Genomic DNA, 12,139 nt, shown 5'->3' with positions numbered 1-12,139 from the left:
GAAAGCCAACTATGTCGGTTTCACCGACCGCGAGTACTTCCCGGTGGTCTGCTATCTGATATGCCTGGGCGCCACCATGGAGGAAGGCAAAGCCGCCGCTCAGGAGGCCTTCGACCAGGGGCTGAAGCGGTGTCGGCCCCCTTGTCCACGAGCCCGGGCAGCCACTGCTCCACGCTGTCGGACAGCTCCAGCCTGCCCTCGTTCACGAGTTGGAGCACCACGGTCGCCGTGAACGACTTGGTCACGCTCCCCATCCGGAACCGCCCGTCCACGGGAGCCGCCCGGTCCCCGCCGATCCTCGCCCGGCCGCTGGTGCCACGCCAGGTCCTGTTACCGTCGCGTACCTCGGCGATCACCCCGACCGCGCCGACATCGACGATCCTGTCCAGCATCGCCTGCAGATTCGCCCGGTCACGGGGACCCGCCGTCCCGACGGCGGCCCCGGCGGGCGCCGCCGCCACCGCCGTGATCAGACCCGCCGCGACGGCCACGCCGACGTACTTCTTCCCCTTCACGTCGCCCCTCCTCCCGGAGCCCGCCTCTCGGCCTCCGCCACCTCAAGATCAGCCATGGAGGCGTGGTACGGCATCGGAGAAGGCACCCGCGGAAACTCTGATATCGGCCGACGGTCTCCGCCCTGGGAAGTAGGCCATTCGGCCACCCGCCTCCCTCAGCGACCGGGCACGTCCGGGGGCGGCTGCTCGGCGGGGAACAGGATCGCGCTGAGCAGGTACGGCGCGCGGTCCGGCGCGGGAGCGTTGGCGACCCGGTTCCGCAGCACCGCGAGCAGGTCGGTGAGCATCTCGGCGAGCTCGTCCGGGCTGAGCCACAGCGTCCCCTGCCGATAGGACACCGAGTCGGCGACCGGGTCGGCGCCGTCGCGGTCCAGGTAGGCGTTGAACTCGGCGATCAGGGCGGCCATCGCCGCGGCGAATCCACGGCGGTGGTCGTCGAGCGACATCGCGGTCGCGGCGCCGGCGTCGATCGCGGGCCGGTCCTGACGCAGCCGGTAGCTCCGCTCGACGGCACCGCGTACCCGCTGCTCGCCCTCCACCTCGAGAAAGCCGCCCTCGGCCAGCAGGGCGACCTGCCGGTAGACGGTCACCTTCGACACCTCGGGCATGCGGGCGCACAACTGCGCGGTCGTCAGCACCTGTCCTGCCGACAGGGCGTGCACAATACGCAGCCGTACCGGATGCAGCAGCAGCTCAACGGCGTCCATGGCCCAACGATTTCATATGAGATACCATTATCCAAAATGAAAACGGTCGGGAGGAGCGGGCATGCGGGATATAGCGGGGCGGGCGGTGCCGGTGAACGGCCGGCGCGTCTATGTCGAGGAGTCCGGCCAGGTGCATGACCGGACGGTGGTTTTCGAGGCGGGCGGAGGCTGCGGCCGGACCTTCTGGGATCCGGTGCTGCCGCTGCTGGCCGACACGGCGCACCTGGTGGCCTACGACCGTGCCGGGCGCGCGCTCAGCGGCCGCGTCACCCAGCGGCTCAGCATCGATGACATGGCCGCCGATCTGATCGCGATGACCGAGGCCGTCGTCCCGGGCGAGTTCGTGCTCGTCGCGCACAGCATGGGCGGGCTGGTCGCCCGCCGCGCCGCCGAGCGCCTGGGGCCTCGGCTGCGGGGCCTGCTGCTGGCCGACGTCCTGCCAGAGAGCTCACCGGTGTACGACACCTGGGACCAGACCTCCAAGAAGATCGACCGCATGCTGGCGGTGACGCAGACGCTCAGCCGGTTCACTCCTCTGGCACGCCTGTTCACCGGTAACGTGCGGCGCCTGTTCTCCGCCGACACCTACCGGACCATGCTCGCCGAGGACTTCACCCCCGCCGGGACCTCCCAGACCCGCAAGGAGATCCAGGCGGTGGCCGCCGCCATCCCGCAGTTCCGCGCCCGGCCGCCCCAACTCCCGAAATGCTCGACGATCGTGCTGTCGGTGACCCGCGCAGAAAGAGGGCGGGAACGTCAGCACGCCGCCAACCGCGAGCACCAGCGCCGCTACGCCGAGACCCTGCCCGACGGGCGCCACGAGGACGTCGCCTCGGGGCACTTCATCCAGGCCGAGCAGCCCCGCCTGATCGCGGACCGGACACGACAGCTCCTGACGGCCTCCCGAAAAATGGATGGACACGGCTGTTAGCGTCCCTGGCATGGGCATTGTTGACATTGACCGCTTTGTCGCCGACGGGTTCGTGAAGCTGGAAGAGGCCGCCCCGCGCGAGGTCGGCGACGCCGCCCGGGCGTTGCTGTGGCGGCAGACCGGTCTGTCACCGCAGGACCCGGCCACCTGGAAGGAACCGGTGGTGTGGGCCGCGGACCTCACGGGTGAGGGCGCGCTCGGGGAGTTCATCCGGAGTCCCCGGCTCGCCGAGGCACTCGACGAGCTCTGCGGGGCCGGTGGCTGGGTGCCGCGTGGTTCGCTCGGCATGGTGCCGATCCGATTCCCGCGCCTCCCGCCCGCCGACGACAGAGGCTGGCACATCGATGCCAATGCCGCCCAGCCGGACGGCGGCTACCTGTGCAGCGGGCAGCCGGAGACGATGCTGCTGCTGATCCTGCTGTCGGAGGTCGGCCCCGACGACGCGCCGACCCGGATCAGGGTCGGTTCGCACCGGGACGCGGCCGCGACGTTGGCGGGGCGTGTGCTGGACCCGTTCGAGGCCGGACCGCTGGTGGACGCGGCCAGTGCACACCGTCCGCTCGCGTACGCGACGGGCCGGCCGGGCGACATCTACCTGGTCCATCCCTTCACCGTCCACGCCGCCGACGAACACCGGGGCGACGAGCCGAGGTTCATGGCCCAGGCGCCCGTCTTCCTGACCGAACCGGTGACTCCGGAGGGGGGCAACGCACTGGCTCAGGCCATCTCGTGAGCTCCCGAGGTCAGCACGCGCCGCGTGCCCCTCGCTCGCCAGGCGGTCACCACCGACTGCACAAGTGCGTCCGAAACGCCCTGGCTGGTGTCCAGCTCGTAGTCGTACGGACCGAACGTGTGGATGCCGTCGACCTCGACGTGCTCACGCCCCTCCCCGATGCGGCGGTCCCCGCGCTCGCGTTCTCTCCGATCGATCTCCGCAAGGTCGCAATGCACCCCGACGAGGAACACGTCGAAGTCCGCCAGCAGCTGTGACAACTCCTCGCGCCACGTCGGGAATTCGATGATGTGCTCCACGATCAGGTCGTTGCCCGCGCTCGCCAGCGCGGGCAGGCACCGGTGAAAGCCTTTGAAGAAGCGCGGCCGCATCTCGTACCACCACGAGAAGGGACCCTCGTGGTCACGCCGCTCCGGGAGCATGCCACTCGCCACGAATTGGTCGGACGAGACATAGAGAAACGGCTCATCGAGTGCGCGCTGCAGGGCCTTGGCCAGGGTCGACTTCCCGGAGCTGGAGGCCCCGCTGAGAATGATGACGCGGCCCGGGCCTCGAGTCGGTGGGGTGGGTTCCATGCTCACACAATGGCAGGCCGCTCCCGAGCCATGTCCTATCGTACGGCTGTGTATGGCCCGATCCGGCGACGATACTCGCGCGGAGACGCGCCGGTGACCCGCTTGAACGCATTGCTCAGCGCGCTCTCCGAGCCGTAGCCGACCGTACGGGCGATCATCGCCACCGTGTCGTCCCCACGCCGCAGGCGGTCGGTGGCCAGTTCGATCCGCCAACCGGTCAGGTAGTCCAGCGGGCTCTGCCCGACGGTTCGCTTGAAGCGGGCAGCGAGCGTCGACCGGGACACCGCCGCGGACTCGGCCAGCTCGGCCACCGTCCAGGCATGGGCCGGCCGGGCGTGCATGGCCCGCAGCGCCGGGGCCACGACCGGGTCGGTGAGCCCGGCCATCCAGCCGGACACCGCGCCCGGCCCGGCGACGGCCAGGTGCAGGCGCAGCAGGTGGATCAGCATGACCAGGGCGAGATGCTCGGTGACCAGCGTCGAGGCGAGCGACCGGTCGCGCAGTTCGGCGTCGATCTGCTCGAGCGCCCAGCGCACGGTCGCGGCCTCGGCGGTGCGGCCGGGTACGTGGATCACCGGCGGCAGCACGTCGAGCAGCAGGTCGCGGGCCCGCTCGCCGAAGTCGAACCGCCCGCCGATGAGGACCACGTCCGCGCCGGTCCCCACCCGGGCCGCGCCGTCGGTGGCCGCCGCGAAGACCGGGCCTGCCGGGACCGGCCGCACCCCCGGACCGCTGGCCAGGGTGAAGGCGCGCGGCTGGGTGAGCAGGAAGCAGTCGCCCTCGGCCAGCTCGATCGGCTCCGGTACGCCGTCGACGGTGAGCAGGCAGCGGCCGCGGCGCACCGCCACGAACTTGACCGCCGGCGGCGGCCCGTACGACATCGCCCACTCGCCGCCGGCGACCAGCCTGACGGACAGGCGGCTGTTCGTGCCGACGAGGGCGAGGACGTCTTCGAGGGGATCGGCTTGCTGGACGCTCACTCAACTATGTTGGATCCTGAACCATTCCGAGTCCAAATCCTGGTCCCTACCGTTGCGGGTTATGACACGTATGGGCACCCCGTTCGACGCCAGGACCACGGCCGCCGAGATCCTCGCCGGCGTTGACCTCACCGGCCGGCGGATCATCGTCACCGGCGGAGCCTCCGGGATCGGGTTGGAGACCGTACGGGCGCTGCGGGGCGCGGGAGCCGAGGTCACCGTCGCGACCCGCAACCCCACTGGCGACCAGCGGGCCCTGGACCTGAGCGATCTCGGCTCGGTGCGCGCTTTCGTGGCCGGCTGGATCGGGCCGGTGCACGCGATCGTGGCGAACGCCGGAATCATGGCGCTGCCCACCCGCCAGGTCGCCGCCAACGGCTGGGAACTGCAGCTGGCGACGAACTTTCTCGGGCATTTCGCACTGATCACCGGCCTGCGGGAGAACCTGCGGCAGGCCGGGGACGCGCGGGTGGTCATGGTGAGTTCGGGCGCCCAGCTGCTGTCGCCGTTCGACTTCGACGATCCGCACTTCGAGCGCCGCCCGTACGACCCGTGGGTCGCGTACGCGCAGTCGAAGACGGCCGATGCGCTGCTCGCGGTCGGCGCCGCACGGCGATGGGCCGCCGACGGCATCACCGCGAACGCCTTCGAACCCGGCTACATCCACACCAACCTGCAGCGGCACCTCGACGACGACACCATGCGGGCAGCGGGCGCGATGGACGACGAGGGGAACCTGGTGACCCCGGACTACTACAAGACCCCGGAGCAGGGCGCCTCCACCTCGGTGCTGCTCGCCGCGTCCCCGCTGCTGGACGGCGTGACCGGCCGGTACTTCTCCTCGGACAACCAGGAGGCCGAGGAGGTGCCGGACGCGACCGCGGGCGTCGCGGCCTGGTCGGTGGACCCGGCCGCCGCGGACCGCCTCTGGGAGTACGCGCTCACAGCGGCAGCGATCCACTGACCGCGGCCTCATCACCGACCTGTACCGCACGAAAACCATGGAGCACCATTGATGACCACTGTGATGCTTGTCCACGGCGCCTGGCACCAGCCGACCACCTGGGCGAAGCTCGAGACCGAGTTGCACGCGCTCGGCCATGCCACGCACACCCCGGCGCTCCCGAGCGCCGGTGAACATCCCACCGCGGGCATGCACGACGACGCCGCCATGCTGGCCGCGGAACTGGCGTCGCTCGCAGGTCCGGTCGTCCTGCTCGGCCACTCCTACGGCGGCATCCCGGTCACCGAGGCCGCCGCCGGAGCGGGCAATGTCGATCGGCTGATCTACCTCGCCGCCTACCTGCCGGACAAGGGACAGTCGATGTACACCCTCCACGGCATCCCCGATCCCGAAGACACGGGCGGCCTGTTCCCGCTCGTCGACGAACCGCGTACCTCGCTCTACGGCGACCTGCCCGATGCGGAGGCCGAGCAGGCGGTGAGCAGGTTGGTGAACCAGACCGTCCGATCGTTCGCCGAGAAGGTCGACGCAGCCGCCTGGCGGGACATCCCGTCCACGTACATCATCACAGAGCAGGACAAGGCCATCCCTCCTGCGCTGCAGGAGCAGATGGCGGCCCGAGCGGCCGAGATCCGCCGCCTGCCTGGCGGTCACTCTCCGTTCCTGTCCCAGCCACGCCGGCTGGCCACCCTCATCGACGAAATCGTACGGCCGGCCTGAACGGCATCGATTCTCCGCAAGCCACCATCGCGGGCGCCGGGGCGGATCGGCCAGGTCAGGAAGGGCCAGGCCGCGGTCGCCGCCGACCTGAACGGCCGCCCTGTCCGGTTCACGTCCTACAGCACCACCGACTTCCAGCCACAGGGGAACCCGTTCACGCTGTGGGCCTGGCAGCCGGACCGGCGGCGGTTCGTCAAGACCGACTACGGGGAGATGGCGGTCTCCCCCGGCGGACGCTGGACGGTCGCGCACCTGGAGTCCCCGAGAGAACCGGTCAAGGACCGCCTGCGGATCACCGACCGGAACACCGGTGAGAGCCGGGACCTCGACATCGAGCTCACCGAGTACACGCCCGCCAGCACATCAAGATCCACAAGGCGCTGGTCACCGTCGGCGGTTTCGAGTGGAACCAGGACGGCACCCGCTTCCTGGTCAGGCACGGCCGGCTCGGCAGCACGACCGTCCGCCTGTACGACCTCCAGGGCAAGGCCGCCAAGGAATACCAGGTGCGAGGCAGGCCGGGCGGTGACGGGCGCGGCGACCGGCAAGGCCGTGACGAGACTTCCCATCGTCGGGGGCGCGCGTCCCACCACCCTCGGCTGGTACGGCGAGAAGCACCTGCTCATCTCCACCGCGGCCGGCATCGGGATCATGGACCTGACGGGCCGCGTGACCGAGACCCTGCTCAAGCTCGGCAAGAACTCCGAGATCTACCCGCACTTCAGCGCCACGTAGCCGTTCATCGCTCCCGGGAGTGGTCGATCGCAGCGTCCACAAGCTGTGGATCGACACCCGGAAACGAACCGTCACCGAACAGGATCCGCGCCGCCATGGCACGACCGGCACGACCACGCAGCACGGCCACCGCCGCCTCCGCCGCGGCGGGGGACCGGATACCGGCGAACACCCGGCGCAACAGCAGCCGTCCCCGGAACCGGGCCCGCAACGCGCCCCCGTCGTACAGGCTCAACCTGCGCTGATCGCCAGTACGCAGGTACCCGGCGGCGACCGCCGCGGCCAGTTCCGCCATGCGTAAACACGGGTCCAACCCACCGGCCGTCAGCGGCGACACCGCGCCCGCCGCGTCTCCGACGAGCAGCCCGGCGGGGCACGCCAACCGTCGCAGCACACCGCCGACCGGGATCGGACCACCGCGGCGCTCGACCGGACCGGTCGGCGCCGCCCGGCCGGGCGCGTCCGCGGCGAAAGCGTCCAGCAGGTGACGGACACCGGTCCGCATCGCACCCGGATATCCCGCGACTCCGACATGCGCGTGCCGACCGTCGTCGATGACCCACCCCAGGTACCCCGGAGCGACCCGAGGGTCCAGCACGCAATGGAACGCCGGGGCGGTCGTGCCCGACGCAACCGGATGGACGATCTCAGCACCGACGAGAAAGCGCCGGTTGACATCGAGGCCGAGATCCCGCGCCACCCGGGAGCGGGCGCCGTCCGCGCCGACAATGAACCGAGCCCGCACCGGCTCCGCACCCGCGAACTGCACAAATCCCATCGACGCGCCGACGTACCTTACGCCCAGGAAGACCCGCGCCCCGGCCGACTCCGCCGCGCGGCGCGCATGCTCGTAGACGGCCGCCATGTCGGCCACGCGGTACTCGTCCCGCTCACTGGTCAGCCGGATCGGCGCCCGCCGCGACGGCGGATACAGCAGCACGTTCCTTACACCAGGCCCGAGCAGCTGGTCCGGAAGGTCGAAGTCATCAAGGGTACGACGCACGAAGATCCCGGTCGTACGGATGCCCGCCGACAGCGACCTGCGGCGGTCGACCACCATCACATCCAGCTCCCGCAGCGCGAGCAGCCGAGCCGTCCGCAGCCCGGCCAGTCCCGCCCCCACGACCAGTACATCCACTGTCCGCATATCCAGCGACGCTAGAGGCCGTAGCCCACCCACGGGACCATCTGCACGCGACCCGCCCAGTACCTCTACACCGTCACCACACTCACGCCTGTGGACAGCCCCAGACAGGCCTCGACGGAGATCCCGGGCCTCCTGTGCGGAGTCCGGTAGGAGGCTTCCAGCAGCATTCCGTGCTCTACGGCCTCCACAGCATGCAGGTGGACGAACGCCGGCTGCTATATCAGGCGCGGGACTCGCTGAACCAGCGCCCAGCCGAAGGCAGAAAGAGCAGCACTATGACGGCCCAAGCGAGTAGGTGAGAGCCGAACACCGCTTTCCACGTCACTGTGGAGAAGAGAGCCAGGTCGAGGATGGCGGCGCCGATCAACAACAGGTGCACGGCGATGATTGCCCATCGTAAATATGTTCGGCGGCTCGACCATCGGCTCAACAGCCACCCGAGAAGGGCGGTGCTTCCTGCGACGTAGATCAGGGCAGGCAGGATGCCCCACTGAAAGGTGGAGAAAAAGCCGGCCAGTGTGATCGCCAGGCCCACCAGACCAAAAGCCACTTCCAGCGTAATGATGAACTGAGCCGCTTTGAGAGTGCCCGGCATCCGGTGCGCCTTGACGCTGTTCGTCACAACCCCATTCTGACGGGCAGGGCTACAGAGTGCCGGGGTCCGTCGATGTCCGGCTTACCATTCGGACTCGCCCAACTCCGCTGGGCCGAATCGTATGATCGACTTCATGCCGATCCCCCGAGCGGTCGCCGTGGTCGTCGACGGTACCCAAGTCCTGGTCATCAAACGGTTCCTCCGACGCAGGCCAGGCGTCACCTGCGTCATGTGCGATGCCGGAGGCCGGCGGGGGTCGCAGTGTCCCGGACACCACTACGCGGTTCTTCCCGGGGGCCATGTGGAGGATGGCGAGTCGTCGGAGAGCGCGGCGGTCCGTGAACTCCACGAAGAGACGACTCTCACCGGAAAGATCGACCGGTTGCTCTTCACCAGCTCACACAATGGCCGGCCCGCCTTCTACTTCCTCATGCGCGACGTCAACGGCGTACCGTCGCTCTCCGGCGAGGAGGCTGTGGAGCACGGGCCGGACAACAGCTTTGAGCTCAGATGGGCGACGGTCTCCGAGTTCGAGCAGCTGAACCTGTATCCCGCGGATGTGCGTGGACCGCTCGCGGAGCTGCTGCGCGGCTGACCCTTGCGCCGAGCCAGGCGCGCTCGGAGCTCCAGCTTTCTCGGCCGAAGCCACCTGCCGCAGTTTTGGGCGCGGTCGAGGGCTTCGTGCAGATCGGCGGCTTGAGCTGCGGCCTGCCGGAACGCGTTCAAGGCTCGGCTGCCTTGCGGGATGCCACGCAGTCGGTGTTCTTCGTGCAGGAGTCGTGCGACGTACCGAACGAGTGCGCGGGAGACGTCGAGCGTGGCACGATGAGCAATCACGTGGAACCTTCCGGCTGGCTGAGATGCTTGTGGTGAGAGCTCTTCTACCGGGGGCTCCACGTCTGTTTCCGACTTTCGGTGACTCCTCTCGAAAGGCCCGGAACGCCATGGACGGCGGCCAAGAAACGCCAATAGCCCCAACTATTCGCTGGGATCACCTCAATGCTCGCGCGGCGCCGGGGTGTTGGTGAACACGGCGATGTCACGGTCAAAACAGACGATGACGTGTCCATCTACGCCGATTGCCACCTCTGTTACGGGTTTGGGGAAGTGCAAGTCGGGTCCGATTTGCCTGCGGGTGGCGAGTTTCCACACGCGTACCGTCTGATAACTGGAGGTCACAGCGATGGGTTGACCGTCCACTGTGGCGGCAGCGACGGCTCCGGTGGCTCTGGTGGGAAGTTCACCGAGGGCGTTGCCCGTGGCCAGGTCCCATATCTTCACGGGGTCTGAGCTGTTGCGGCTAGCGGTGATCACGGCCGGCCGATCGCCGATGGTGGTGACGGCGAGGTTTTGCACGGATTCGCCGTGCCGATCGGCGGCGGAGGTCGTGGTCGACCGGTTGGTGGTGAGGTCGAGCACCTCGAGGGTGCCGTCTTGGGTGACGGTCAGGGCGACTGGTCGGCCGTTGAGGGTGGTGGCGCCGACTGCGCCCGTCCAGCGCCGCCGGCCGGCGCGGGATGCATCGATCTCTTCGCCTGTGTTCAGGTTCCACATGCGGATCGTTTCGTCGTAGCTGCCGGTCACGGCCACCGGCTGCCCATCGAACTCCACTACGGCAGCCATGCAGACAGCGTCGGTATGACCGGTGAACGGCCCGCCTGTCTGCGTCCCCGAGCGGAGATCCCATATGCGGACGGCCTTGTCGGAGCTGCCGGTGACCGCCGCCGGTTGGCCGCCGACAAGGGCGGTGGCAACCGCGGTAACCATGTCGGTGTGACCGGTGAGCGGATCACCGACCTGCTCGCCGGTAGGCAAATCCCACACCCGGACGGTCTTGTCGTAGCTGCCCGTCACGGCAACGGAACGTCCGTCAAGCACCGTGGTGGCGATGGCAGAGACATAGCCGGTGTGGCGGTTGGGGGACTCGTCAACTCGCCGCCCTGACGACAGGTCCCACATCCGTACCGTGTAATCGTCGCTGGCGGAGACGGCCACCGGTCGCCCATCCACCACCGTCGTCGCGATCGCCCGAACGTGATCGGTGTGCCCGGTGAGCGACTTGCCGATTTGCTGGCGTGACTCCAAATCCCAGATCCGTACAGTTCCGTCGATGCCGCCGGTAACGGCCACCGGCCGCCCGTCCATCACCGTGGTCGCAATCGCCTTCACAAAGCCGGTGTCGCCACTGAACGGTTTGCCCATCTGCTGGCCTGAGCTCAGATCCCACAAGCGTAGAGTTCCGTCGTCCGCACCGCTGGAAATTGCCACCGGCTGCCCGTTCACCACTGTGGTCACAACCAGCTCGACGTAGTACGTGTGGCCCCTCAGCGGTTTGCCGATCCGCCGGCCCGACTTCAGATCCCATAAGCGTAAGGTGCGGTCGTGGCCGCCGGAGATGGCCACCGATCGTCCATCCATCACCGTGGTCGCAATCGCTGTGACCCAATTGGTGTGGCCTCTGAACGGCTCGCCGATCTGCTCGCCTGACCTCAGATCCCACATGCGTACAGTTTTGTCGTGGCCGCCGGAAACTCCCACCGACCGCCCGTCGATCATCGTGGTCGCAACCGCTTTGACCCAATCGGTGTGACCTCTGAACGGCTCGCCGACTTGCTGACCGGACATCAGATCACACACCCGTACGATTCCGGTGTTGCCACCGGCGAAGACCGCCACCGGCCGCCCATCCATCACCGTGGTCGCAAGCGACTCCACGTAGTCGTAGTCGCCGCGACCGGTGAACGGTTGAGCGATCTGCTGACCTGACGTCAGGTCCCACAGGCGTAGGGTCCGATCGCGACCCCCGGAGACCGCCACCGGCCGCCCGTCCACGACTGCGGTCGCAAGCGCCCACACCCGATCGGTGTGGGCGGTTCGTGGCACCCCGACCGGCTCGCCGAACGCCAGGTCACTCGCCGGCCGACTGGTCCACGCCAACGTCCACCGGGAATTCTTCGTGAGCGGAATGCGGGCCGCGCCCGATCGAGAAGAAGACATGGCGGGCATGCTAGCCGCCACCCCTGACAAAGATCAGCGGAGGAAGCGCACGCCTTTGATCGCCGTCGGTCAGGTGCGCGCCGAGTCACCGGGTCATAGGGACTGCTGCCTTTGGCCGAACGGCGCGGCATACCGGCTCTTCGAATTTAGGCGGGGTTGAGGTGTCCACGTCCGCGTCGGGGGGTGGCGCATCGGGTCCGTAGTCGCTGGCTTTCGGGGTTGCGGAAGCTGTGGGCGTCGCGGGCGGTGGTCTTGATGACGAGGTTGGTGCCCTCGGAGCCGGCGTTGGTGATGCCCGAGTGATCGCCGAGACGATTCGCCGACGCGACGGGGTGAACCTCATTGGCATCCCAGCCAGCACCTTGATCCTGATCGGCAGCCCGTAGAACTCGCTCACCGGGATCCGCTGGGCGTACGGCTGGAGGAGGTCGTGCCCGAGCCGGACCGGGTAGCCGACTGAATTCAGCACCTCATCGAGCCGACGCGGCCGTTCAGCCCGAAAGCCACACCGGCTTGTCCCGGTGCCGGCCGCGATGAGGT

Annotated in this window: 13 protein-coding genes; 6 read left to right on the top strand and 7 right to left on the bottom strand. The window is 68.7% G+C overall.

Going from position 1 to position 12,139, the window contains the following annotated elements; translation table 11 throughout:
* Positions 1-20: 20 nt before the first annotated feature.
* Together ACWDRB_RS45800 and ACWDRB_RS45795 are read right to left on the bottom strand one after the other, a co-directional pair.
* Positions 21-515: a serine hydrolase gene (locus tag ACWDRB_RS45800; RefSeq protein WP_449905052.1), complete on the bottom strand. Its 495-nt coding sequence runs from the start codon at positions 513-515 to the stop codon at positions 21-23.
* 155 nt (positions 516-670) lie between these two features.
* Positions 671-1,222, bottom strand: a complete 552-nt coding sequence (locus ACWDRB_RS45795) for a helix-turn-helix domain-containing protein (RefSeq protein WP_449905050.1) — start codon at positions 1,220-1,222, stop codon at positions 671-673.
* Between the two features lie 61 nt (positions 1,223-1,283).
* On the opposite strand from ACWDRB_RS45795, the gene ACWDRB_RS45790 reads away from it, so the two are divergent.
* Both ACWDRB_RS45790 and ACWDRB_RS45785 read left to right on the top strand, forming a co-directional pair.
* Positions 1,284-2,153: an alpha/beta fold hydrolase gene (locus ACWDRB_RS45790; RefSeq protein WP_449905048.1), complete on the top strand. Its 870-nt coding sequence runs from the start codon at positions 1,284-1,286 to the stop codon at positions 2,151-2,153.
* 10 nt (positions 2,154-2,163) lie between these two features.
* Positions 2,164-2,886 carry a phytanoyl-CoA dioxygenase family protein gene (locus tag ACWDRB_RS45785; protein WP_449905046.1) on the top strand — a complete coding sequence of 241 codons (723 nt, stop codon included), beginning with the start codon at positions 2,164-2,166 and terminating at the stop codon, positions 2,884-2,886.
* Here the strand turns inward: ACWDRB_RS45785 and ACWDRB_RS45780 are convergent.
* Both ACWDRB_RS45780 and ACWDRB_RS45775 read right to left on the bottom strand, forming a co-directional pair.
* Positions 2,871-3,461, bottom strand: a complete 591-nt coding sequence (locus ACWDRB_RS45780) for a chloramphenicol phosphotransferase CPT family protein (protein WP_449905044.1) — start codon at positions 3,459-3,461, stop codon at positions 2,871-2,873. The two genes, ACWDRB_RS45785 and ACWDRB_RS45780, sit on opposite strands and share 16 nt — an antisense overlap.
* 35 nt (positions 3,462-3,496) lie before the next feature.
* Positions 3,497-4,441 carry a cupin domain-containing protein gene (locus ACWDRB_RS45775; RefSeq protein WP_449905042.1) on the bottom strand — a complete coding sequence of 315 codons (945 nt, stop codon included), beginning with the start codon at positions 4,439-4,441 and terminating at the stop codon, positions 3,497-3,499.
* 61 nt (positions 4,442-4,502) lie between these two features.
* Between ACWDRB_RS45775 and ACWDRB_RS45770 the strand changes: the two genes are divergently transcribed.
* The 3 genes from ACWDRB_RS45770 (at position 4,503) to ACWDRB_RS45760 (ending at position 6,860) form a co-directional block, all read left to right on the top strand.
* Positions 4,503-5,405, top strand: coding sequence for an SDR family NAD(P)-dependent oxidoreductase (locus ACWDRB_RS45770; protein ID WP_449905040.1), 903 nt, complete (start codon positions 4,503-4,505; stop codon positions 5,403-5,405).
* Between the two features lie 51 nt (positions 5,406-5,456).
* Entirely contained in the window at positions 5,457-6,125 is a 669-nt protein-coding gene (locus ACWDRB_RS45765; protein ID WP_449905038.1) for an alpha/beta hydrolase, read from the top strand.
* A 552-nt stretch (positions 6,126-6,677) separates the two neighbouring features.
* The gene (locus tag ACWDRB_RS45760) at positions 6,678-6,860 is read left to right on the top strand and encodes a hypothetical protein (RefSeq protein ID WP_449905036.1); all 183 of its coding nucleotides are present in this window, start codon (positions 6,678-6,680) and stop codon (positions 6,858-6,860) included.
* Positions 6,861-6,864: 4 nt separating this feature from the next.
* Here the strand turns inward: ACWDRB_RS45760 and ACWDRB_RS45755 are convergent, their stop codons facing one another.
* The gene (locus ACWDRB_RS45755) at positions 6,865-8,007 is read right to left on the bottom strand and encodes an FAD-dependent monooxygenase (RefSeq protein ID WP_449905034.1); all 1,143 of its coding nucleotides are present in this window, start codon (positions 8,005-8,007) and stop codon (positions 6,865-6,867) included.
* A 220-nt stretch (positions 8,008-8,227) separates the two neighbouring features.
* The gene (locus ACWDRB_RS45750; protein ID WP_449905032.1) at positions 8,228-8,629 is read right to left on the bottom strand and encodes a hypothetical protein; all 402 of its coding nucleotides are present in this window, start codon (positions 8,627-8,629) and stop codon (positions 8,228-8,230) included.
* A 106-nt stretch (positions 8,630-8,735) separates the two neighbouring features.
* Here ACWDRB_RS45750 and ACWDRB_RS45745 point away from each other — a divergent pair, with 106 nt between their 5' ends.
* A complete protein-coding gene (locus ACWDRB_RS45745) occupies positions 8,736-9,197 on the top strand; it encodes an NUDIX domain-containing protein (protein ID WP_449905030.1) in 462 nt (153 codons plus the stop codon).
* 401 nt (positions 9,198-9,598) lie between these two features.
* Here the strand turns inward: ACWDRB_RS45745 and ACWDRB_RS45740 are convergent, their stop codons facing one another.
* A complete protein-coding gene (locus ACWDRB_RS45740) occupies positions 9,599-11,599 on the bottom strand; it encodes a WD40 repeat domain-containing protein (RefSeq protein ID WP_449905028.1) in 2,001 nt (666 codons plus the stop codon).
* Between the last annotated feature and the right edge of the window lie 540 nt (positions 11,600-12,139).

The organism is Nonomuraea sp. NPDC003707, assembly GCF_053587055.1.
The sequence above is the reverse complement of the archived record's forward strand: the minus strand, read 5'-3'. Positions and strand labels throughout refer to the sequence as shown.